Raw genomic sequence first — 22716 nt, 5'->3', positions numbered from 1 at the left:
GGCCTCCATTCCGATAAGTGCAATGGACTCGCATATTTTTGGCTCGCTCAGGGCTATGACGGCAGTTATTGATGGAGTCAACTTTCTTTCAGTATCTATCTATATTTTCTGCTTGCCCGCTTCTAGATGAATCAGCAATATTGCTGAAATCTACTCTGACAATCCGTTGAGTACCCAGAGCAAGTTTAGTAAATTTACGGTGCTTGGTTCGCGACCCATTTTATCCATTGCCCAAAAGAACTTAAAAAGTTCAATCGATGGATTCCAGGGGCACGAGCTGCCGACAGACTATCAACTGCACAAAGTGCTGCATATTGCAACCCTAAGAAGCTATCAACAGCGGCGTAAGGCCCACCGAGGGTCATGGCACCAGCAGCATACATCCGACCCTGCGGCGATCGCATTTCGACAAGTTCAAAATTGTTGGCAACAGCTATCCGCCCATTTTCATGGAGGGGGAGTTTGTAATGGGTGACAAGGTCGTTCAGGAGGGGATTCGCTTTGACTTTGGCATCGAGTCCGGTGGCGTCAATGATAAAGTCAGCTTCGAGGCGAATTTGTCCTTTTAATCCTTTTTCTTGAATATAGGTAACGGTGCGCTCAATTCCTGACGAGTGAGGGTTGCGTTCGACTCGTTCCACTTCCCCAAAGGTAATTTGATACCAGCCTTGACGGATGCCTTCTTCAACCATGCGTCGCCAATCCTGACGGTCAGCTGTGGTGGTGCCGCCCCAATCTGCGAGTAGGCGCTTTCGCTGTTCGGGTGCTGCTTTTTCAAGCATTATCCGCAATTCACCGCCCCAAGTGGCTTTAGGCCAGTTAAAGGGTTGAAATTCGTAGTGATTTTCAACAGACCGTTGCGATCGCCCAAACTTGTTGCCTTGGGGTTTCGGCGATCGCATCAAGTGTAGCAGCGAGATATTTGGATTTTTTGCCCTGGCTTCATAAATTCGCTGTACGATCCGCGAAGCGACAATCCCCCGCCCCCGAATCATCACAGTACCGCCAAATTTCTCTAAATGCTCGTAGACGTGGTTATGTTCTTCGTAGGCATTAACGACGGACTTAAAATCATTGGTTTTTTCCCGGTAAGCTTGCAAATCCGGGAGAAACTGAATCGCCGGGTAGCCGGTGGCGAGTTGTACGTTGCGGGCAATTAAGAAAGCATGGTCGCGCTGGTTGGCACTGGTACGAGAATAAGCGATCGCATATCGTCCATCCTCAGTTTTCCGAATCGAACGGACGCTGGCGTAACGAAACATCTGTTCCCAACCAATCCGTTTTGCTTCCCTATCAAGGGCGTCAAAGACATTACCCGCACGAGGGGTATAAGTTTGGGCAAAAGCCGGTTCGGCAAATACCTGCCACAAATACCCGAATGCTGTTCCTATGCTTCCCTTGAGCAAATCGTGCCCAGCTTCTCGCAGGGCATAGCTAGGCCAACCCCAAATATTATCGGGGCAAGAATCTGAATTTGACCGCAGGCGTTCGTACAGAGGAATTTGCGAATTCATGCACAGCCGCTTGTAACGAGCATACGGTTGGGGTTCCATTCCCAAAGCCACAATCTGACTGCTTTTCACCCCGTAAATTCTTAATAAATCTACCCAGACAAAGCTGCCCAAACCGCCCCCAACAGCGGCATAGTCCACTTCATCCACCCGCAATCCAGTGGCATGAAGGTCTTGCACGACGACTTGCTGCGCCTGAAAAGCCGGTGGAGGAAACGCTGCCGTTCCCCCTGGTTGCGCGGGGGAAGCAAGCGGAGGCAGGGGTGCCGGATGACTAATCCTGGGGTCAGGGAGATCCGTGTCTGGGTGAAAGAAAATCTGAGAATTGCCAGAGGGGGGCGACGCAGGTGGATTGGCAGCGAAGGTAACGCTGATGTAATAAGGGCCAATTTGCAGCGAGTCGCCATTCCCCAGAACACTGCGCGTCTGACGTTGTCCATTAATCAAGGTGCCGTTGCTGCTGTTTTGGTCAATAACCACCAACCCGCCAGCGTCCATATCAATCAGGGCGTGGAAGCGGGAAACCTCAAGACTATTGAGGGTTAATCGGGAGACGCGATGCCCATTCATTTCCCCTGGCATCTGATTAAATTCCCGTCCCAGTGCGATTGGAACTGCCAGCGTCGGTTCTTTCCGTTCTCCCGTTCCTGGATCGTCCCAGCTGAGGCGAAGGCGCATGGGTGCTGGATTCATGGTTGATTAGTTGCTGCTAGGAGTGACTAAAACGCTCAATGCTGCTGCTAGGGATGTGCCACACCACGGACACCCCAAATTCATTAAGTTATACGGTGAGACGCGATGGCAACTGGAACATTCCAAACCATAGGTTACAGCCGCTGGGTTAGGGGCGGTGGGGGCGGGTTTGCCTGCTGCGGGTGACAGCGGTGACAACAAAACCGTCGGAGGAACGCTCACCACTGCCAAGGAAACCTTTGTCACCTGGATTTCTATCTGTCCTAAACAGATCGTGCTACCCTGACTCAGAGGCACTTCGCCTTGGATGAGGGTGTGACCATCCACTAGCGGCGGATTACTTTCTCGCAGGTTCCGCAAGTAAAAGCTTTGCTGCTGTGGGTTAAAAAATATTTCGACGTGCAGCCCAGATACCGTGGGATCTGTCAAAACGATATCGCATCGAGCTGGGTCACGACCGATCCGGATAGTACCGGGATGTTTAGCGATTTGTCGATCGTGAATTGTTTGGGTTTGTCCCCGACCGGCTTCTTGCCACTCTAAAGTTAATTCATTCATATTGCTTAGCCTTTATATATTGTTTCTTTCTATAAACTGCTTCAAGTCTTAATGTCCTGATTTCTAACATGACCTGGAAGAAAAATCTGAAATTGTGTAGGAAGTTTAAAAAAACGAAAATCTACGGGAAATGACGATGAGCCGCTATCTTTGCTCAACTTTACTTCAGGAGAAGGCGTTACTTATGGGCAAACTTTGTCTATGTTCCCGATGTCGTTCTCGTATAATTTGTTTAACTTTGGGCATTCATGGTGGCACCAACCACCTCGCTTGCACAGTTTAATAATTTTGTCAACGGAAGCAAAATATAAAATTATAGCTGGCGTTGATACCAATTAGCGATCGCTTGCTCTTTTAGTTGCAAGATTGGGAAACTGAAAACGGCAACTCCTGCCCTGTTGATGATTTCTGACTCCTCACCGCCTAGATTAAACCTAAAAAAAGTAGTTGCATTGTTGATAATATGACTGCATTCTAGTTGGAGTCAGCATTATCCCCGGATTGGAAACACCTCTTAATAAACTATGGTATGTCGTAAAAACCTTTGCTATGATTTACGCTAACTAAGATTTCCTCTCTAACAACCATGAAAGATTTTTTTAGAAAAGCTTTATATAACCTAGGAATAATTTTGGTTTCTCCTTTGTTAATTCCTTTCTTTTTAACCAGTGAAAAAGGAATTATTGATGCAGATGTAAAGCGTTGGGTGAACGTATTTGGCTGGAAAGGTGAATCACGTTTGGGAAATTTACTCTCTTTGCTGGATCGTCAAAAAGAATTTAGGAACTTGTATTATCATCGATTATTTAAAGGGAACTTATCCGCCAGGATATTTATGTATTTATTCAGTTATTTTTATAAATCTTGTCCTTACCTTTTCATAGATACATCTTCTAATTTTGGTCCTGGACTGTTTATCCAGCATGGCTTCAGCACAATCATTATGGCAGACATGGGCGAAAATTGCTGGATTAATCAACAGGTGACAATTGGTTATAGAGATAAAACCAGTCGTCCAAAAATCGGGGATAATGTCCGCATTACTGCCGGTGCTAAAGTAATTGGCGGAGTAACGATAGGGAACAATGTTACGGTTGGAGCTAACGCAGTTGTCGTTAAAAATGTTCCTGATAACTGTGTGGTCGTCGGCGTTCCCGCTTATATTGTGAAGAAGAATGGCATCAAAGTAAAAGAAGAATTGGTTTAAGTTAGGAATTGAATTTAAGGCTTATATTGAGACACTCTATGAAGCGATCGCCCTTGGCAACCAATCTGTACGACGATCGCATCCCTCTCAAGCTTGCATTATCGATTTGACGCCAATTTATCAGCAATGCGAGTTGTCTCTGGTAAGCGATATTTCGTAGTGCAACGCATCACATAATCAATCGCCGTTTCTAGACTTACCCGATGTCCGCTAGAAACATAAACGGGTTTTACACCCGTGCGCGTCCGCAATACTGCACCAATGATTTCGCGGCGATACCGCAACGGTTGCCATGCGCCTTTTTCAACTGGCAACTCATCATGCTTACCAACGAGCAAAGATTTGGCAACGCCAATCGTGGGAAGGTCGATTAGAACTCCGAGATGGGAGGCGATGCCAAATCGGCGGGGATGGGCGATCCCCTGACCATCACAGAGGATTAAGTCAGGCGTGATGCTGACTTTTTCTAAGGCGTCTAGCACGGCTGGAATTTCTCGGAAGGAGAGGAATCCGGGAATGTAGGGAAACGTAGTGGGACGGAAGGCGATCGCTTGCTCTTGTAACTGTAAATCTGGAAAACTCAGAACAGCAACGGCTGCTCTGCTAATGGTACCTGACTCCTCAAAACCCATATCGACCCCGGCGACATACTGCACCGATTCCAACTGGTCTGAAGTAATCACTTCTTTGCTCAGTTGTTGCTGGATAGCGATCGCTTCCTCAGCCGTATCAGGCCATGCGTGGCGTTGGTGGATTTTCATGGATTTACTTCCACATCCTGGGGTTTTTCCAGCCACTCAATTACTTTGGCTGCTTCTGGAAGCCTAGCTTCATTTTGCCCTGCGGCTCTCGCGCGGACATTGATCAAATTAATCGGAGTCCTTAACAAGTCTACAAGCGCGGCTTTCCCCGCGATCGCTTTCACACCTGTCACCGGCACTTCCTTGACCAACCACCGACTCAATCGGTATAGATATTCCTTTGCACTCAGGTTTGCTGTCAGCTTAACACCATGCAGTTCGTGCAAGTATCGATTTGAGCGACCATAGCGACGCAATTGACTTTGAAGTTCCTGGAACGTGGAGCGGTGACGGTGGCGGACAATAGCAGTTGGGGCAAAATGCAATTGCCAGTCACTTTCGCGTTGGATACGCCAACAGATGTCAGCATCGCCGCCAGTGGTTAGATAAGGGCGAAACAAACCTACCTGTTCCAAAGCTTTCCGCCGAATTGCCAAGTTAGCCGTTTGACCATAAGGACAGAACGGATTTGCTAAAGAATGTTTTTGAGACAAAACATTTTCTCGGTCAGCGTACTGTTCTAACAGGGTGTTCCCTGGCAAAGCCATAATTTCACCGACGACGATGCCAATCGTTGGATTGGCAAACGGCTCAATCAAGTCTGCCAACCACTGCGGTTGAGGACGACAATCGGCGTCGGTAAAAGCAAAAATTTCAGCCGTTGATGCCCGAATTCCGGCGTTTCGAGCCGCGTAAGAGCTTTGGATTTGGTTTTCCGCAATCGGGCGAATGGTTAAGCCGTCAGCGGCGGCTGAGGCGGCGGCTGACTGGAGAAGGGTGGCAGTGCGATCGCTACTATTATTATCGACCAGCAAATATTCGACAGACTCAGCGGGGTAAGTTTGCGATCGCAAGCAGTCGATTAAGTCTGGCAAGTCCGCCTCACCATTGTAGATAGGGACAATTACGGAAACCCTGGGCAGAAAGGGCTGTGTCATAGGGTGGGAATTCATATTTACCTGAAATCACCATAGCAAGCCTGCGAATGCCAAAGCAGGGTGCTGTATAACCGCTTCTGAGTCGTGTTTAGTTATCAACATGGCTTTGTTGCCATTAAAAAGAACGTCATTTCAACTGAAATTTAGCAGCTATGAAATTTAATTTGGGTCTTTATCTTGCTGATTTTCTTAGCTAGATACTCTAGCTGCTCTCTGGGGCTGCTTCAACCAACAAATTATTGAGCGATTAATCGAAGTATTTCTACTTAATTTGTTTAAATATTACTACATTTCTATCAAGTATTTACGGAAGCTTCTTGAGAGTGAAATCTAGTTACTACTCGTAAACAACAATATATTCCTTGACAGTTAGCATTACCCAGACAAGCAGGCGGTTCCTGATAGTGTCCGGTGCGATCGCAACAAGTCAGAAGAGTAAATAGGCTGATCCCCTGCAAGGAACAGCCATGAACAATTCGTTACGATCGAAATGAAAAGAATTCTTGTGTTTTTGTTCCTGTTTGTGCTACCGCTCGTGCCAATATTGAGCCTGAGCCAAACAGGTTCTGCAATCACTGCCACGACCGGAAGCGCTCCGAATATTCCGGGTTGGACTCTTACCTTCGCAGATGAGTTCAACTCAACTTCTCTCGATAAAGCGAATTACGTTCGATACTGGGGTAAACCGAGTACAGCAGGAGCGGTTTCCTGGTGGAATGGAAACTCAGCACTGATTGTACAAAACGGACTCTTGCGCCTCAAGATTGCCAAGGAAACCATCACTAAGGATGGAGTCACGTTTCCTTATACCGCAGGCGGGTTTACCCAACTTACGGCTCAAACTTACGGGCGTTGGGTAGTTCGGGCGCGTTTTCAAAAGGGAGAAGGTACCCAAGGTTACATTTCGCTGTGGCGACAGGACTTTAAATGGCCTCCGGAAATCGACTTTGCTGAACTTAGGGGAAACATCCCTAACGAAAATATTTTTACGCAGCACTATTTGCTGGATGGTAAAAAGAAGTCAGAAGTTTCCAAGCTGTACGAAACTAACTACACCGACGACTTTCATGAATACACTGTAATTTGGGAACCCGGACGCTTGACATGGCTCGTCGATGGCGTGCAAAAGTTTACCACTACGCAAAAGTTTGATGCTTTTCCAATGGTTCTGGCGGTGGGCAATCTCGTGGGTAGCTGCAACAGCTTTGCGGGATGTCCTCTCACCACCACCCCATTTCCGACTTACTTGGATGTTGACTATATCCGCATCTATAAAAAGGCTTAATAGATGTTTTCTCGTCAATCCAATTCACTTTTTGGGTCCAATAAAAACGCCTGACAACTAAAGTCGCGACTACACAAACGAATACCATTTGGGTTGTGAGGCGCTACATTATTGATTCCCCCAACCCCCCAATTTATTGGGGGGTTAAGAAGTCCATCGATTGCAAACAAGAAACAACAACGATCTTAAGCTCTCGTGAAAAACTAATCCAAATCGCGGATGTGTAGGCTGGGGAGCCACCTCTGGGCGCGGGGTGCATGGCGATTGAGTTGCGCGTTACCCAGCACTAGGGCCGTTTACCCTGCTACTCTCCCTTGAAAGCTCAAGCCTTACGGCACGAACACACCTACGTTTACGCTCTACCCGACCTCCGATTGTGCAAGGGTTTCAGCGTTTTAGACGTGGTTGAAACCGCCGACTTAAAAATGGTACAAGATACGGAGATATTTACTTTGGCTTCCTCCGCAAGACGGAGTGGACTGTTCGGTATCACAAGTTACATTAATTTACAAGACAGGTTAAAAAAAATTTGTGAAGGGGGGCGAATGCAAGCTGTGGCTGACAGAGAACAGAAAAAAGTAAAAAATACGATTATTCATTGGCGCAATATTGACTTTCAGACGGTTAAGCAAAGAATTAATCAAATTACTAAGCAGCTGGAAGAAGTTCAAAAGAAATATGAACCCAGCAGCCAATTGAACTCCGATCCGCAAGAGAGCGCTCACAGCGATCGCGCACCAGAGTCACACCGTCATTAAGATCGTTCCGTTCCCAAGCGTTGGCGCAGGATAAACTCTGCAACGCTCAAATCCACTGGGGTTGTCACCTTCAGATTCGTCTCTTCTCCCTGGACAATCCGGACGTTCAAATTGCACTTTTCAAATAAAGCCGCATCGTCGGTAACTTCCCAATTTTGGCGTCGGGCTTCCGTATGACACTGTTGCAACAAATCAACTTTAAAACCTTGGGGCGTTTGAGCCGCCCATAGATGCTGTCGATCGGGTGTACTTTCAATGAACCCAGCCGCATCCACGACTTTAATCGTATCTTTCACCGGCACCGCTGCAATTAAGCCAGGACAATTCATCAGTTCCTCAGCACACCGATCCAGTAATTGGGGCGTCGCCAGACACCGAGCGCCATCATGAATTAAGACGTGGTGGGCGGATGGGAGCGCCTGCAAGCCGTTGTAGACCGACTCTTGACGGGTTGACCCACCAACGATCAATTGCACGGGCTTAGTGAGGGAGAGGTCAGCGAGAATCTCCTTGAAGTCAGAAAAGTCATCTGGATGAGCAATTAAACCGATCCAACTGATGTGACGGGAAGCTTCAACCGCCTGGAGAGTCCAGTGAATCAAGGGTTTACCGAGCAACGTCAAAAGGAGTTTATTTCGCTCGCTCCCCATCCGACGCCCCATCCCTGCTGCTGGAATCAATAAATGCACACGCTTCCTCTTTTGCTGACCGCTTTGTTAATCCTTGTTGCGCTAAGTATATCTTCCCCTAAAATGAAGCTGATAAGTAACCTCAATCAACAGTAATGCGAATACTTGCCCTTGTCCCCGGCGGGATTGGCGACCAAATTCTGTTCTTCCCTACCCTGGATGACCTGAAGCGGTATTACCCGGAAGCTCAGATTGATGTCATTGTAGAACCCAGGGCAAAGGGTGCCTACCGGGTTTGCAAGTCGGTTAATGAAATCCTCACCTATGACTTCAAAGACCGTACCGGACCAGCAGACTGGGGAAATTTACTGGGTATAATCCGCGATCGCGAGTATGATATCGCCCTATCTCTGGGGCGCAGGTGGAGTGTAGGGCTGCTGCTGTGGCTGACCGGCATTCCCACTCGAATTAGCTATAACGGCCCAGGAAACTGGTTTCTCACGAACCCAGTCCCGCTAAAAACCGAGCAGTATGCCGCTGATATGTATCACGATTTGCTGCAAGGTTTAGGAATAAATTCTCCTTGTCCACCGCTGGCGGTCAATGTACCTAAACCAGATATTGAGTGGGCAGAAAAAGAACAAAAACAACTGGGTGTTCAGGAAACTGGCTACATTCTGATTCATGGCGGTTCTAGCGCCTTGGCTCAGGCGAAAGGGATTGATAAAATCTATCCGGTCAAGAAATGGCAGCAGATTATTCAAGAAACTCAACAGCGACAGCCTGATTTACCGATTGTCCTCCTCAAAGGGCCTGAGGATAAGGCGTTTGTTAGCGAATTGATGCAGTCCTCGCCTAACTTAAAGGTGACTTCGCCTGGAGATATCGGGAAGTTGGCGGCAATGATTGCTGGTGCCAACTTGATGCTGTGTACGGATAGTGCGCCCATGCACTTAGCCGTCGCCGTTGGGACTTACACGATTGCACTGTTTGGCCCGACAGAAGCGAAAAAATTGCTACCGAGTAGCGATCGCGTTCGCGGTTTGCAATCCCCTAGTCGCTCGATAGCCGACATTCCCCCAGCAGACGTTCTCCAGCAAATCTGGGGCGGTTAAATCCTGAAAAATTAAAAATTAAAAATGCAAAACAAAATTTTTAATTTTTAATTTTCCCGCCCCTCCAAACTATTCTCTGTTGATTCAATTCATGTCTAAAACTGCCAAACCAGCAGTATTTCTTGACCGGGATGGCGTCCTCAATGTCGAAGCCGGTTATATCCATCAAGTTGAGGATTTACACCTGATACCGGGGGTGGCTCAGGCGGTACGGCTGCTCAACGACCGGCAGATGTTTTGCTGTCTCGTCTCCAATCAATCAGGCCCCGCCCGAGACTACTATCCGGCTAGCCATGTGGATGCCCTGCACCTGCGCCTCTGCCAGCTCTTGCAAGCTGAAGCAGGGGCGCGTTTAGATGCTTTGTATTACTGTCCTTATCTCAGTCCCCCAGAAGGCGGGACAAATCCAGAGTTCAGCCGCTGGAGTACCTGGCGCAAGCCGAATACAGGAATGCTAGTGGCGGCTGCTTGGGAACACGATCTGGAGCTGTCGCGCAGTTTTATGGTGGGGGACAAAGCCACTGATATCGACATGGCGCACAATGCCGGTTCTACCGGGATTTTAGTGCAGACTGGATTTGGCGATCGCGTCTTGGGTGGCGAGTATCAGCACCACACTCGCCCGGATTTCATCGCGGCGGATTTAGTCGCTGCGGTTGAGTGGATTTGCCAGCAGAACAATTAAAAATTATTTTTAATTTTATTTCTAATTTTTAATTGAGTTTGATAGCTTTAAATTCAAGATTGATAGCCCCAGAATTGCCAAAAACAACACCAATCCAATTGTGCAAGCATAACTCATCTCTAAATTTTGGAAAGCTTGCTCATAGAGATAATAAACAATCGTTTTAGAACTGTTTCGCGGCCCTCCTTGGGTCATAATATAAACCTCCTCAAATACTTTCGTGGCAGAAATCGCAGAAATCACCGTCACTAGCACTAAATACGGTTTCATCAACGGGATCGTAATGTCCCAATGCTTAGCAATCCCATCCGATCCATCAATTGCCGCCGCTTCATAGACATCAGCTGGGATTGATTGCAAGCCAGCTAAATAAATCACCATGTAGTAGCCTAATCCCTTCCAAACCGTCACCACCATCACGCTAAAAAGTGCAAAGCGCGGGCTAGTCAGCCAGGGGACGCCATTTTGGAGAAATGGGATAATTTTTGTATTTACTAACACCTGATTCAACAGACCGTTTTCTGCATAAAGCCAGTTCCAAGCAATCCCCGCCACCACCATTGAAATGACTACAGGTGTGTAATAAGCTGCCCGAAGCCAGCTAATTCCACGTAGTTTTTGGTTAACCAGAATCGCTAGTCCTAGCGATGCCACAACTAAAATCGGCACTACAAAAATCAGGTAAAGCAGAGTATTCCACAGCGTCTGCCAAAACACTGTATCGGTCCACAAACGCCGAAAATTCTTAAAACCCACCCATTCTGGCGGTTGCCCGATGAGAGTGTATTCCGTAAAAGAAAGGTAAAACGCTTGCAAGGCAGGCCAAAAAACGGTTAATCCCAAAAGCAACAAAGCAGGCAGCAAAAACAGATAAGGCGTTAATCTTTGTTTAGCGAAAATTCTATTTCTTGGCATCCAATGCTGCATATTAAAAAACTATTAGCAATTAGTAATTAGAAATGTTTCAATTAGCGATTCGAGTGTAGTCTATTTTACTGTTGTTGGAAACTTCAGGGTAGTTTAATATACACTAACCATCCTGAAAGGAGCAGCGAATCGCTGCCTCGCCGCAGCTGACGAGCTTTCTCCCAGCTTTACATTATTTCTGTAGGAGACGCCGAGAGTGGAGCGGTTAGAACCAGTTGATCTCGTTGATCTCAAGGAAAACATCAGGGGACTGGGAACACCGTTTGAAATGACTTATACGTTGCAGACAGAGGATGCATTACAAGAGTGCCCTGTTTCAACGGGACAATCCCTATCCGGAGTTCGTCCCCTTTCAACCCTGATGAGTAACTTACCTGGCATGGCCTACCGTTGCCGCAACGACCAGAGCTGGACAATGGAAGCGGTCAGCGAGGACTGCTATCAGCTCACTGGTTACTCTCCGTTTGAACTCATTGGCAACCGAGAAATCTGCTATGCCCAACTGATTCATCCCGACGACCGAGAGCAGGTGTGGAACGCCATACAAGCCGCCGTGCAAGAATATAGACCCTTCCAGCTTGTCTACCGCATCATCACAGCGGCGGGAGAAGAGAAGTTGGTATGGGAACAGGGTTGTGGAGTTTTCTCCCAATCGGGAGAACTGCTGGCTCTGGAGGGCTTGATCATGATTTCAATCCCTAATCCGGATTTCTTAGACCCCCGCTCCGCTAACACTTTAGACCAATTTATGGATAGGTCTATTGACCTTAGCGATCGCCAGCGGGCTGAAGAAGAAATTCAACTGTTGCAAACCCTAACCCAGGCAATTGGTGCTGCTCCAGATTTTCACACTGCACTTTCAGTCGCGCTACGTCAAGTGTGTGAAACGACCGGCTGGAATTTTGGTGAAGCTTGGATACCCAGCTCAGACGACACAGTTTTAGAATGCAGTCCGGCTTGGTACAGCAGCACTTTAGAATTAGAGGTTGAAACGTTACAACAGTTACAGGTTGAAAGGTTGAAACTGGAAGGTTTAAATCAACCTGCTAACTTTCAATCGGCTAACCTGCAATCCAACACTAAGCTGCAATCAGAACTTCCCCTAACCCTGAGTGAGTTCCGGCGCGAGAGCGAAATGTTGAAGTTTTCACCGGGGATTGGGCTACCGGGACGAGTTTGGTTATCCAAGCAGCCAGAGTGGATTCCTGATGCTTCGATTGAGCCGCCCCCATTTTTTATCCGGACTCAGTTCGCCAGAAATTGCGGACTCAAAGCTGGATTTGCCGTGCCGATTCTCTCTAAAGATAGGGTAGTGGCAGTTCTCACTTTCTTCCTGTTTGAATCTCGCCAGAAGGACAAGCGACTGGTTGAGCTGGTGTCAGCAGTAGCAGCGCATCTGGGAACCGTGATGCAGCAAAAACAAGCGGAAGCTGCCCTGAGGGAAAGCCAGCGCCGTCTTGCAAGTTTGATTGACTCGTTGCCAGGGATTGTGTTTTCTTGTGGAAATGACCCAGCGTGGTCGATGACTTACATTAGTGAAGGTTGCTTTAAGCTGACTGGGTATCACAGTGAAGAATTGATTGGCGATCGCGCGGTGTCTTATGATTCCATTACTCATCCTGAGGATTTACCCAAAGTTTTAGAAGCGATCGCTACGGGCATCACGCTTCTAAAACCCTATGTTGTGGAATATCGCATTCTGACCAAATCAGGTGTAGAAAAATGGGTTTGGGAAAAAGGAGCGGCGGTCTGTGACAGCGCCGGTAAAGTCCTCGGACTCGAAGGCTTCATCACCGATATCACCGAGCGCAAGCGGACAGAAGAGGCTCTACAACAAGCAGAAGCAAAGTATCGCAGTATCTTTGAGAATGCAATTGAAGGGATTTTCCAGACAACGCCCGACGGACAGTATATTAGTGCCAATCCCGCTCTGGCACGCATTTATGGATATGAGTCTCCGACAGAACTAATGGCGCGTCTGACGGATATTAAGCAGCAACTATACGTTGACCCAAACCGGCGTGCTGAGTTTACGCGCCTGTTGCAAGAACACGATGCCGTTTCAGAGTTTGAGTCCGCTGTTTCCCGCCAAGATGGCAGCATCATTTGGATTTCGGAAAATGCCCGTGCGGTGCGCGATTGTGAAGGTAAGCTGCTTTACTACGAAGGCACGGTGGAAGATATTACCGAGCGCAAACGGGCAAAGGAGCATCTGCGGGAGCGGGCGTTTTATGATATCTTAACCGGCTTGCCCAACCGAGCTTTGTTCATGGAGCGCCTCAGTCAAGCGGTGGAGCGAGCCAAACAGTGTCAAGATTTTCAGTTTGCGCTGCTGTTTGTAGATTTGGATGGCTTCAAAAAAGTGAACGACAGTTTGGGGCATCTGGTTGGGGATAAATTATTGGTGGCGTTAGCGGAGCGGCTGCTTCGCTGCGTCGCTCGCCGTCTCGAAACCTGCGTGCGTGCTGAAGACATCGTCGCTCGTTTGGGGGGAGATGAATTTACCCTGCTTTTGGAAGCTATTGACGACCTGAGTCACGCCACCAGCATCGCCGAACGAATCAACCGAGAACTGATACCGCCTTTCTATCTCGACGGACACGAAGTTTTTACTGCCGCAAGTATTGGCATTGTTCTCAGCAGCGGCTACGATCGACCTGAAGACCTCCTGCGCGATGCCGATACAGCCTTGTATCGTGCCAAAGCGCTAGGAAAGGGACGGTATGAGGTGTTTGACCAAACGATGCACTCAAGTGCCCGGTGAAAGGAAATGATTCCCGGTCTTCCTTTCTCCAGCGGAGGGGGGTGGGGGGATAGAGATGGTTCCCAATCAATTTTTATAATTGAGATGCTGCTGTTGCAGTTGAGCGCAATTACAAATTTGGGTATCCATTTAACAAAACCTTTTAGAAAATTTTGGATGGTAGATTTCGGATTGAGGTTGAATTCGCAAGGGAACAAAGGCGATCGCGTATAGCCCTTTGGGCATGAAAACAGCGAGGCGTTAGCCTAGCGCTGAAAGAGTCAGTTCGCGTCTCTACCAAATTGAGAGTTGGAAAAAATTAAACCTAGCAGCATTAAGCAAAATTGTTATAAACGGTCGCATCAACGCTGTTGCGACTCCTTTGGGAAAACAGCAGATGTATGAACTGGCAATTCCCTGAAAAGTCCAAAATTCAAAGTTTAAAAGTAGAAGAAAAAGAAAAAGAAAAAAAATCCTTTATTGCTAATTTTGCTTTTTTCTTTTTTCCTTCTTTAATCGTTGCAAGTGGTTTGGTACTAGGGATTTGGCAACCCCTGGAACAGCTTGCTTATCGGGGTTTATTCCGCCTCCGGGGAACGATGCCTTGGGATGAACGGGTGGTGTTGATTGACATTGATGATGCCAGTTTAAAGGAACTGGGTCGCTTTCCTTGGCCTCGCAAGCAATACACCCAGTTGCTGAATCAACTATCCGCAGCAGAGCCTAGTGTGGTGGTATTGGACGTGCTGATGCCCGAAAGTAGTCCGGAAGATGCACAGATGGCGGTGGCGATGGAAAAAGTGGGTCAGGTAGTGTTGGCGCAGGGGTGGGATCTCAAAAAAAACCCTTTGCGTCCTACTCCAGAATTGAGCAAAAGCGCGATCGCAATCGGACATATTGCCAACCACAAGGATAGCGATGGTTTAACTCGCCAAGTTGTACCGCAACTTGAAGGCGTGCCTCTTTTAAGCATCGCGGCTTCCCAGGTTTATTCACTGGTGAAAGAGCCGGTAAAACTCCCACCGATGAATCAACCGCTGCTCGTGAACTGGCCCGGTGAGGTGCTTCAGGCACCGCACTATTCCTTTGTTTCAGTCCTTCAGGGGAAAGTGCCTGCCTCGGCATTCAAGGGAAAGATTGTGATGGTGGGCGTCACAGCAGCCGCTCTCGATCCTCTAAACACTCCGTTTGACAATCATCCACCCGCGAGTGGAATTCACCTGCACGCTACCGTTCTGAATAATCTCTTGCAAGAAAACTTTCTGAAAACCCCAGACCCCAAGTGGCTGCTGGGTTTCCTGTTGCTGGGCGGGCCAATGCTTGGCTTCACGCTCAACCGCTATCGGGCGAGACACCAGCTGATTGCAGTCGTTAGTCTTTGTAGCGGCTGGGTCATTGTCAGTGTAGTGCTTTTGCGGGTGGGTTACTTGATGCCGGTAGTGTCACCCGTGGGATTATTTTGTTTAACGGCAGCGAGCTTGAGCATCCAAGAGCGTCTGCGAATGAAAGCGCAGCTTCAACACATTGAGCAGCAGCAGCAGCAACGGCAACTTTATGACTCGCTGACGGGTTTGCCTAATCGAACCTTATTTATGGAGCGGTTGGAGGTTGCCCTAGAACGTACCTATCAGTTTGAAAATTATCTATTTGCGGTACTGTTTGTGGATCTCGACCGATTTAAGGTGATTAACGACAGCTTGGGGCATACGGTCGGAGATAAACTACTTGTCGCGATCGCGCATCGGCTCTGTACTCTGATGCGCCCCAGAGATACGGTGGCACGTCTTGGCGGAGACGAGTTCACGATCCTGCTGGAGGAGATTCAGCAACTGGGTGACGCGACCCGCGTTGCCGAGTCAATCCACGAAGCCCTCGCATCACCCTTTTACCTCGATGGACATGAAGTATTCGCCGCCGCCAGTATTGGCATTGCCCTGAGCCGGAGAGCCGGAGAGCCGGAGAATCGGAGAGTGGGACAGGACGGTAAGACAATTCCCTTCCTCACGCCTTCTACCCTTCCTTCACCCAACACTCAAAAGAAGCAAGAACCCGTACTTAACCCGGAGTGGGACTTGCTGCGCGATGCCGACATTGCCCTATCTCAGGCAAAAATAATGGGAAAAGGGCGTTATGCCGTGTTCCACACGACTTTACATGCACGCGCGATCGCACTTTTACAATTAGAAACCGACCTGCGTCTGGCAATTGGGGCTTTATCTAAGGAAAGTTTTGAGTTCTCCGTTTTGAGTTCTCCTTTACAAGATGAAAATTCAAAACTCCAAACTCCAAACTTAAAACTTTTACCTAACTCTGAGTTTCGGGTTTACTACCAGCCTATCGTCTCCCTCTCAACCGGCAAAATTACTGCCTTTGAGGCACTCGTGCGCTGGCAGCACCCTAAGAGAGGGTTAGTTTCTCCGCTTGAGTTTATTCCCGTTGCAGAAGAAACCGGACTGATGGCGCAACTGGATTGGTGGGTATTGCGCGAAGCCTGCTGCCAGATGCGTGCTTGGCAAGAAAGATTCGTTCAGAATAGTGAACCCTCAACATCCAACTATGAACAATTAACAATTGGCGTAAATCTTTCTGCGATGCAGTTTGCCCAATCTGACATGGTTCAGCAGATCGATCGAATTGTTCGGGAGACTGGTTTGGAAACTCGCAGTTTAAAGCTAGAGATTACTGAAACTTGCTTGCTAGAAGATGCCGATGCCGTAACCGCTATGCTTGAGCAGCTCAGAGCCTTAGGAGTGAAAGTGGGAATTGACGACTTTGGCACTGGCTATTCTTCCTTGGGGCGTCTGCATTGCTTACCAATTGATACTTTGAAAATTGACCGCTCCTTTATTAGCGGCATGGGGGATGAGGAAAATCGCTGGGAAATTGTCCAGACAATTATGACGCTGGCTCACAATTTGGGGATGGATGTGGTTGCCGAAGGTATCGAAACCGCAGAGCAGATGCTTCAGCTCAAGCGGCTGCAATGTGAATACGGACAGGGATACTTTTTTTCTAAGCCGGTAGATGCACCGGCAGCTGAGGCGTTATTGGCAGCACAGCCCCAGTGGTGATAAAAATCAAAAATTGCCTCAAATCGGCAAGGCAATATCAGCCGTTGAAACTGGGAAAAATTTGAGAGTTGAAATAGAATTCCAACATCTCAAATCTCAAATTTAGGGAGAGTCGCTGGGGTGGTTGTAGCTGGAAACAGCTGCTCTGAGATTACCTTTGTGTTCTGCAAGGAGGCGATCGCCTTCTTGCTTCTCCAAACCCGTCCAATGCATCAACAACGCTAACTTGACAGAACGCCCACTTTGCTCCAGCAAATATCCAGCGTCTTCTCGATTTAAATCCGTGAGGTCTTGCAGCATTCGCAGGGCGCGATCGTGCAATTTTTTATTAGTAACGGCGACATCTACCATGCGATTGCCGTAGACTTTGCCCAGCTTCACCATCACGCCGGTGGAGAGGATATTTAAAGCCATTTTAGTGACGGTTCCGGATTTCAGTCGCGTCGAGCCTGCCACTACTTCTGGCCCTACAATTAGGCGAATATCTAAATCTGCATCGATGGTAACTTGTTCGGCTGGGACACAGGCAATCAAAATCGTGGTTGCACCCCGCTGACGTGCCGCTTGGATTGCACCGTGGACAAACGGTGTTGTTCCCCCAGCGGTGATGCCGACAACAACATCGAGATGGGTAATCTGCCGAGTCGCGATCGCAGATGCCCCGTCTTCATCTTTGTCTTCTAAATCTTCTGAGCTGCGGATTAACGCCCCCGCACCCCCGGCGATAATCCCTTGAACCAGTTCTGGCGGCGTACAAAAGGTGGGCGGACACTCCGCTGCATCCAACACGCCCAAACGCCCGCTCGTGCCAGCTCCCACATAAAACAGGCGTCCCCCGTGACGTAACGCCTCAGCCGTCTTATCGATTGCTTCAGCGAGCTGAGTTCTGGCGATTGCGATCGCTGCTAGCGTCTGAGCATCTTCCTGATTGAACAAATCTACCAATTCCAGAGAACTCATCTGGTCGAGATTCTGGCTATTGGGATTAACCTGCTCTGTTAAAAGATGTCCCCGCTCCTCCAGATTCTTCATCCTCGATCCTTCATTTTTTTTATCGTTCATCCTGCCAAGAAAGCGCCGCTATGGGTTACGCGATCGCTAACATCCTCGATCCTTTCATAACAGTCCTTCTAATTGACGGCGAATTCTGTCTAGATCGGAAACTTCCGCTTGCGGAGCATCTGGTTTCCAGTCTGTTTCCTCCAGATTCGTTTCTGGCGGAACCAGAAAAAGACGTTCCGCATCTCCTTCGGGAACAAATCCCTCCGGAATTAGCTTGCACTCGTAACCTGCACCCTCGCAAAATGCCTCGACTTCCTCTGCATCGATGGCTTCAACACTGGGACTGAGAAAATCTTGGGCTTCTAGTAGCATCGCATAGCGAGTCGCATCGTCTTCTGATTCAAACATGAGTATCCAGTTGCGATCGCCAATCTGAATCGAGTGAATCCCCTCGTTGTCAGTCCGAGGATTAAATATTAAAACGAATACGCGCCTAGATGTAGTCATCGTTTTTTATCCATTCTTAACTTAGGATATCTAACTGGCTTCCCTGATATCACGTCTAGTTGCTCTTCCTTTGCTAGCTAGCGATGCGGAGCAATAAAGACAGAGGGAAAGAGAAATTCAAGAGAGAAGATTCAAATGAAATTGCGAGGAAATCAGCAAAAAAGCTAAATTACCCCCAACCAATAGATGTTAAGACATTTCAGATCGCCATAGATATCCTTTCCTAGCTCAAGCAACTCTACCGTAACGGGCAGTCACAGGATGATGGGGATTTTCTTGATTGCATAACCACGCCCACATCTGATCGCCCAAGCAGAAATGCCACCACTCGTTGGGATGACGGCGAAACCCAGCTTGGAGCATCACATCATTTAATAGCTGCCGATGAGAATGATACTGCTGTTCTACTGGCTGGATGCTATTGGCATAATAATCGGGATGCGATCGCGCTGATATTTCATCAATTTCTCCCCCCATATCTATCGTCTTGCCAGTATTGTCTACTAAGGTGATATCCACCGCAGCCCCCGTACTGTGAGGCGGTGGCATTGCTGGATCGAGGTTGGGGGGTGCCCAAAATTGATAAACTATCTCCCAAATTGCTTGACGCTGAGCTTCTGTTAACTCAATCAAGTTTAAACCTTGAGCCTGAACCACTTCAGCAAAGGTGTAATCTACCATGAATTGCTGGACTTCCACGGGTCGAAAGGCATCAAAGAGATCGATCCGCCAATCTGGATTCGTGACAGCTAACTGGTGTTGGGCGGCAATTAGGGATTCGAGGACACCCTGACGGAGATAATAAGGTGAGCGATCGCCATAAGTCGCACCCAATTTTTCATAAGGATGGGGAGAGACAACCGCAAATTGTTCCAAAGGAATGGCAGTGAGCGGCTCACCACACTCTACAATTACAATCTGCTGATAAGGTTTCATATTCCGTTCTTTCAGACTGACCCTATTTTGCCGTCTGGCGTGAAATATTCAAAATATGCAGTATTTTTATCAGTAGTTTTAGACAAGTTTAATCGACGCTTCAAAATAACGAGATAAAAAGATTTAAAAGCTAAATATCTATATCAAACTTAGAAAATAATTATTAATAAAAAATTAACAGTGCTAGAATCCACAATAACAATCTTAATTCATCCCTTAAAATCTTCTTTCTTTTCTTTCTTCGCGCCCTAAGCGCTAACGCGGAGGCTACGCCAACACGACTTCGCGGTTCATCAAAAAATTGCTGTATCTAGCGTAATCTTGATAGTTGATTTCCGCAATACCTAAACTTCTGTCATCCCCTCTAAGTCGATGACTAATTCTAGGGGCTGGATGTCTCCCCATGTTTCGCTAATGAATTTCTGAGTAGCCAAGGCGAGTGGAGAGCTAGATTCATGGAATGTTTCGCTAGCTTTGCTTAAATCTTTTGCCTTTTGATACAAAATCAAATAGTCTCCATCTTGGCTGCGTTCGAGAAAGATGGATTCTATAATGACTCCTTCGTTCCTCAGCAATTCCCGCACTTCATCCAATTGATTGTTCAAGTTCTTGAGCCAACCAATTACAGGGAGGGTCAATCCTGGCTTAATCCGAATTTTTAAGCATTGGGTGTCCGCCATTAACTTGCCCTTTATGGATGGATAAAATTGAAAAATTACCGAATTGCGTATTGCGTGTTAGGTTGCTTATTCGTTTTACAGAAAGTTTGCTGTAAACCTCTTAATTCCCGCGATTCTTGCTTCACCTGACCAGACATTGCAGCCGTCTGTAAGGCCATGAAAGCGTTGAAGTCTTCCAGGCCATACTTAGTTCTTAAAAGCTGTCGCAGTTGATTTTCTGCTGCAATGGTTAAATAACCTGTTGTCAGAGCCTGTTGTACAAGGTCGCGGATCAGAGACATATTCACCCCTCAAAAATTTTTATATTAACAATATGACCCGGAAAACTAAGTAGCTATCAGTTCGCGCCAGCCAGAAAAATTCAGTGTTTTCAACCGTTATTTTAATAAACTTGGGCGATCGCAGCTTTATGTATTTCTGGTTTTGCGAATGCTAATAGCAATGAATTATTAGCCGTTAGCGATTCAGAAATGGCTGGCTGTTCAACCGGCTTTTAGATGGGTCATCCTGTTAATCTGCCACACTAGGTAGGAAACTTTTACTCCCCGAAGGGCTATAGAAGTTTCCTACCTAGCTTACAAGAAGCGGTTCTAGTAAACCTCATCCTATGGACTCACCCGATCGGGTGATTTTCTCGATCGCTAGCATGGTTCGTGCGTTTTGGTCAGCGGTAGCACGTAACGCCAATACCGAAGACCAAACATAGGTGGGAGTTCGATGTCCTGCTGAAATCCCATTTGCTCATACATTTTTCTGGCAACCGTCATCAACTCGCTCGTATGCACTCCAATTTCGCAGGCACCGTCTGCTTTTGCACGCTGAATACACTCCTGGGTGAGCAGTCGTCCGGCTCCCTTTCCGCGATGGGAAGGGGATACTGCTAGCAAGCGAATGGATGCCCACTGGGGCGGAAACAGCCTGCCGTCTGACTTACCAGGCGCAAAGTACGCCACTGTCCCGACGAGGTGACAATCCTCGTGTGCCACGATTAACTGAGCTAGCTCGGCTCTCTTTGCGACTTGGGACAAATTCCCCTGCATCACCTCCCAGCCACCGGGCGCTAGGGCGCGTGCTTACTCCTGGTAAGCTGCAACCGAGATTTGCTCGATTTGGGCGAAATCCTGTGACAGGGCGTTCCGAATCGCGATCGCCATATTTTATGTTTGCCTGTCTGATTTGAACTCTACGAAGTTTTCTTGGTTGCACTGATTCGGCGCTGGCGCGGAGCTAAGAACCCAGCACTGAGTATCATCAGTCCTGCTAGGATGCTGGGTTTAGGTACGAAAGTGCGATCGCCTTGCTTACGGTTTCCCCAGCACTAACTCTAGAGTGGCATTGCGGATAGAGGTAAAATACTGTCCGACTTCTTGGTTTGACAAAGACACTACGGTAAGCCCTCGATTAGGTAAGTACCACAGCGCAGCAGCAGTCCCGATGCCACTCCCGCTGATTCGCCATGCTTTTCCCCAAGGGGTGTCGTTAGACCAAATCCCCAACCCATATCCGAAACCGCTTCCCAAGTCGATAAAGGTAAGCATTTCCTTGAGGGTGCGAGATTTCAACAATTTACCCCGGAAAAGTTTATCGCCAAAGCGAATCAGGTCTTGCGTATTGGAAACCATTGTGCCAGCAGCCCATGCTACTGACATATTTACAGATGTAAGATCCTCATCAATTCCATCCTGAGGGTAGATATCCCAATATGCATGAACGATTCCCCCCGGAACGCTATCGGTTCTAGCAGTAAAAAAGGTATTTTTCAGCCCTAAGGGTTTAATAATTCGATTTTCTATTTGACTAGCTAGGCTGGAATTTGTCGCCTTTTCAACGATCATCCCTAGCAAGATAAAACCAGTGTTGGGATAGACCCACTTCCCAATCGTTGGTTGTCGTCCGTAAATGTAGGAAACAAGCTCCTCTGGCTTCCAGTCTCTGTATGGATTCTGAAGGATATCCTGCCAAATCGCGCTGTCGTCGGCTAAGTAATCGTAGATGCCGCTGGTGCCGTTCAAGAGTTGGCGAATTGTAATTTTGTTACTGTTCGGAATATTTTTGGCAATTGAAGGAAGCCATTTGTCTAAAGTATCGTCTAATTTGAGCTTTCCTTCATCCACCAGTTGCAGCACAACGGTTGCCGTAAATGTCTTCGTGGCGCTCCCGATGCGGAATTGATCCTGTGGAGCCACAGAGGTTCCCGTTGCCAGGTCAGCTACACCACTAGACCCAAACCATTGTCCCTCGTCGCGGCTGGCGATCGCTAAAGTTGCACCAGCTACTCCTCCTTTACCTGGAATTCCCGCTGCCAAGCGGGTTTTGTCCAGTGTTGCTTGGAGTTGGCGAGCGAGTTTGTCAGATACAGTGTTTGTCGGTGAGTTGCTGTGTTTTTGAGCCGTTAGCAATGAAATAAGATTCGAGCTGCCTGCCTTTGGTGCTGTCGTGCTTGACACTGCTTTACTAGCAATCGCGGTGCTGCCTGAGATACCAAGAACCACGGTTGCGGCAACAGCGACTGATGCAGCTATTTGAGAAAAGTACATATTCGCCATTCCTTGTCAAGTACAATTTTTGCTTGGGTTAGTTTTAGTTTGGCGAAAGAAAGCTATACAATTCCAGATCGAAACTCGATCGAAAAGCGATCAATTTCTAATGGCTAATAGTCACTCTTGCATTA

At 47.8% G+C, this 22716-nt stretch carries 20 protein-coding genes; 7 read left to right on the top strand and 13 right to left on the bottom strand.

Annotated elements, in window-relative coordinates:
- Nucleotides 1-194 precede the first annotated feature (194 nt).
- Both NC996_RS12160 and NC996_RS12155 read right to left on the bottom strand, forming a co-directional pair.
- Nucleotides 195-2204: an FHA domain-containing protein gene (locus NC996_RS12160; RefSeq protein ID WP_199303202.1), complete on the bottom strand. Its 2010-nt coding sequence runs from the start codon at nucleotides 2202-2204 to the stop codon at nucleotides 195-197.
- A gap of 6 nt (nucleotides 2205-2210) precedes the next feature.
- A complete protein-coding gene (locus NC996_RS12155; RefSeq protein WP_190527680.1) occupies nucleotides 2211-2762 on the bottom strand; it encodes an FHA domain-containing protein in 552 nt (183 codons plus the stop codon).
- A gap of 586 nt (nucleotides 2763-3348) precedes the next feature.
- Here NC996_RS12155 and NC996_RS12150 point away from each other — a divergent pair.
- On the top strand, nucleotides 3349-3969 hold the full coding sequence (locus tag NC996_RS12150; RefSeq protein ID WP_190527679.1) for a serine acetyltransferase: 621 nt from the start codon (nucleotides 3349-3351) through the stop codon (nucleotides 3967-3969).
- 98 nt (nucleotides 3970-4067) lie between these two features.
- Here NC996_RS12150 and nfi read toward each other — a convergent pair whose 3' ends face one another.
- Both nfi and NC996_RS12140 read right to left on the bottom strand, forming a co-directional pair.
- Nucleotides 4068-4730, bottom strand: coding sequence for a deoxyribonuclease V (nfi, locus tag NC996_RS12145; protein ID WP_190410292.1), 663 nt, complete (start codon nucleotides 4728-4730; stop codon nucleotides 4068-4070).
- Nucleotides 4727-5707, bottom strand: coding sequence for a glycosyltransferase (locus NC996_RS12140; protein WP_242037637.1), 981 nt, complete (start codon nucleotides 5705-5707; stop codon nucleotides 4727-4729). Before NC996_RS12140 ends, nfi begins: the two co-directional genes overlap by 4 nt.
- A 490-nt stretch (nucleotides 5708-6197) precedes the next feature.
- Here NC996_RS12140 and NC996_RS12135 point away from each other — a divergent pair, with 490 nt between their 5' ends.
- On the top strand, nucleotides 6198-6992 hold the full coding sequence (locus NC996_RS12135) for a glycoside hydrolase family 16 protein (RefSeq protein WP_190410294.1): 795 nt from the start codon (nucleotides 6198-6200) through the stop codon (nucleotides 6990-6992).
- A gap of 314 nt (nucleotides 6993-7306) precedes the next feature.
- Entirely contained in the window at nucleotides 7307-7750 is a 444-nt protein-coding gene (locus tag NC996_RS12130) for a hypothetical protein (RefSeq protein ID WP_190687467.1), read from the top strand.
- Here NC996_RS12130 and ispD read toward each other — a convergent pair.
- Entirely contained in the window at nucleotides 7747-8439 is a 693-nt protein-coding gene (gene ispD / locus NC996_RS12125; RefSeq protein ID WP_190687465.1) for a 2-C-methyl-D-erythritol 4-phosphate cytidylyltransferase, read from the bottom strand. The two genes, NC996_RS12130 and ispD, sit on opposite strands and share 4 nt — an antisense overlap.
- A 95-nt stretch (nucleotides 8440-8534) precedes the next feature.
- Here ispD and NC996_RS12120 point away from each other — a divergent pair, with 95 nt between their 5' ends.
- Nucleotides 8535-9494 carry a glycosyltransferase family 9 protein gene (locus NC996_RS12120; RefSeq protein WP_190410297.1) on the top strand — a complete coding sequence of 320 codons (960 nt, stop codon included), beginning with the start codon at nucleotides 8535-8537 and terminating at the stop codon, nucleotides 9492-9494.
- Between the two features lie 91 nt (nucleotides 9495-9585).
- Entirely contained in the window at nucleotides 9586-10179 is a 594-nt protein-coding gene (locus NC996_RS12115; RefSeq protein WP_190687463.1) for an HAD family hydrolase, read from the top strand.
- Between the two features lie 21 nt (nucleotides 10180-10200).
- On the opposite strand, the gene NC996_RS12110 is transcribed toward NC996_RS12115, so the two are convergent.
- A complete protein-coding gene (locus NC996_RS12110) occupies nucleotides 10201-11106 on the bottom strand; it encodes an ABC transporter permease subunit (RefSeq protein WP_190687461.1) in 906 nt (301 codons plus the stop codon).
- Between the two features lie 196 nt (nucleotides 11107-11302).
- Between NC996_RS12110 and NC996_RS12105 the strand changes: the two genes are divergently transcribed.
- Nucleotides 11303-13870, top strand: a complete 2568-nt coding sequence (locus NC996_RS12105) for a PAS domain-containing protein (protein ID WP_190687459.1) — start codon at nucleotides 11303-11305, stop codon at nucleotides 13868-13870.
- A 380-nt stretch (nucleotides 13871-14250) separates the two neighbouring features.
- Nucleotides 14251-16920, top strand: coding sequence for an EAL domain-containing protein (locus NC996_RS12100; RefSeq protein WP_190687457.1), 2670 nt, complete (start codon nucleotides 14251-14253; stop codon nucleotides 16918-16920).
- Nucleotides 16921-17022: 102 nt separating this feature from the next.
- On the opposite strand, the gene murQ is transcribed toward NC996_RS12100, so the two are convergent.
- The 7 genes from murQ to NC996_RS12065 all read right to left on the bottom strand — a co-directional run bounded on the left by murQ (nucleotide 17023) and on the right by NC996_RS12065 (nucleotide 22582).
- Nucleotides 17023-17952, bottom strand: coding sequence for an N-acetylmuramic acid 6-phosphate etherase (gene murQ / locus NC996_RS12095; protein WP_190410302.1), 930 nt, complete (start codon nucleotides 17950-17952; stop codon nucleotides 17023-17025).
- A gap of 84 nt (nucleotides 17953-18036) precedes the next feature.
- The gene (locus tag NC996_RS12090) at nucleotides 18037-18429 is read right to left on the bottom strand and encodes a DUF3110 domain-containing protein (RefSeq protein ID WP_190410303.1); all 393 of its coding nucleotides are present in this window, start codon (nucleotides 18427-18429) and stop codon (nucleotides 18037-18039) included.
- A gap of 228 nt (nucleotides 18430-18657) precedes the next feature.
- The gene (locus NC996_RS12085) at nucleotides 18658-19365 is read right to left on the bottom strand and encodes a M15 family metallopeptidase (protein WP_190435319.1); all 708 of its coding nucleotides are present in this window, start codon (nucleotides 19363-19365) and stop codon (nucleotides 18658-18660) included.
- A 344-nt stretch (nucleotides 19366-19709) separates the two neighbouring features.
- Nucleotides 19710-20045: a DUF6176 family protein gene (locus tag NC996_RS12080; RefSeq protein WP_190687455.1), complete on the bottom strand. Its 336-nt coding sequence runs from the start codon at nucleotides 20043-20045 to the stop codon at nucleotides 19710-19712.
- Nucleotides 20046-20080: 35 nt separating this feature from the next.
- Nucleotides 20081-20326: a hypothetical protein gene (locus NC996_RS12075; protein ID WP_190410306.1), complete on the bottom strand. Its 246-nt coding sequence runs from the start codon at nucleotides 20324-20326 to the stop codon at nucleotides 20081-20083.
- A 360-nt stretch (nucleotides 20327-20686) separates the two neighbouring features.
- Complete coding sequence (locus NC996_RS12070) at nucleotides 20687-21073, bottom strand: GNAT family N-acetyltransferase (protein ID WP_339380396.1); 387 nt, start codon at nucleotides 21071-21073, stop codon at nucleotides 20687-20689.
- A 273-nt stretch (nucleotides 21074-21346) separates the two neighbouring features.
- On the bottom strand, nucleotides 21347-22582 hold the full coding sequence (locus NC996_RS12065; protein ID WP_190687451.1) for a serine hydrolase domain-containing protein: 1236 nt from the start codon (nucleotides 22580-22582) through the stop codon (nucleotides 21347-21349).
- Between the last annotated feature and the right edge of the window lie 134 nt (nucleotides 22583-22716).

The organism is Trichocoleus sp. ST-U2, assembly GCF_039961875.1.
Classification (GTDB): domain Bacteria; phylum Cyanobacteriota; class Cyanobacteriia; order Cyanobacteriales; family FACHB-T130; genus FACHB-T130.
The sequence above is the reverse complement of the archived record's forward strand: the minus strand, read 5'-3'. Positions and strand labels throughout refer to the sequence as shown.

Coding starts and splice junctions, on each gene's coding strand:
- NC996_RS12160 (WP_199303202.1), bottom strand. CDS start 2,204: ATGAATCCAGCACCCATGCGCCTTCGCCTCAGCTGGGACGATCCAGGA.
- NC996_RS12155 (WP_190527680.1), bottom strand. CDS start 2,762: ATGAATGAATTAACTTTAGAGTGGCAAGAAGCCGGTCGGGGACAAACC.
- NC996_RS12150 (WP_190527679.1), top strand. CDS start 3,349: ATGAAAGATTTTTTTAGAAAAGCTTTATATAACCTAGGAATAATTTTG.
- nfi (WP_190410292.1), bottom strand. CDS start 4,730: ATGAAAATCCACCAACGCCACGCATGGCCTGATACGGCTGAGGAAGCG.
- NC996_RS12140 (WP_242037637.1), bottom strand. CDS start 5,707: ATGACACAGCCCTTTCTGCCCAGGGTTTCCGTAATTGTCCCTATCTAC.
- NC996_RS12135 (WP_190410294.1), top strand. CDS start 6,198: ATGAAAAGAATTCTTGTGTTTTTGTTCCTGTTTGTGCTACCGCTCGTG.
- NC996_RS12120 (WP_190410297.1), top strand. CDS start 8,535: ATGCGAATACTTGCCCTTGTCCCCGGCGGGATTGGCGACCAAATTCTG.
- NC996_RS12115 (WP_190687463.1), top strand. CDS start 9,586: ATGTCTAAAACTGCCAAACCAGCAGTATTTCTTGACCGGGATGGCGTC.
- NC996_RS12110 (WP_190687461.1), bottom strand. CDS start 11,106: ATGCAGCATTGGATGCCAAGAAATAGAATTTTCGCTAAACAAAGATTA.
- NC996_RS12100 (WP_190687457.1), top strand. CDS start 14,251: ATGAACTGGCAATTCCCTGAAAAGTCCAAAATTCAAAGTTTAAAAGTA.
- murQ (WP_190410302.1), bottom strand. CDS start 17,952: ATGAAGAATCTGGAGGAGCGGGGACATCTTTTAACAGAGCAGGTTAAT.
- NC996_RS12090 (WP_190410303.1), bottom strand. CDS start 18,429: ATGACTACATCTAGGCGCGTATTCGTTTTAATATTTAATCCTCGGACT.
- NC996_RS12085 (WP_190435319.1), bottom strand. CDS start 19,365: ATGAAACCTTATCAGCAGATTGTAATTGTAGAGTGTGGTGAGCCGCTC.
- NC996_RS12080 (WP_190687455.1), bottom strand. CDS start 20,045: ATGGCGGACACCCAATGCTTAAAAATTCGGATTAAGCCAGGATTGACC.
- NC996_RS12075 (WP_190410306.1), bottom strand. CDS start 20,326: ATGTCTCTGATCCGCGACCTTGTACAACAGGCTCTGACAACAGGTTAT.
- NC996_RS12065 (WP_190687451.1), bottom strand. CDS start 22,582: ATGTACTTTTCTCAAATAGCTGCATCAGTCGCTGTTGCCGCAACCGTG.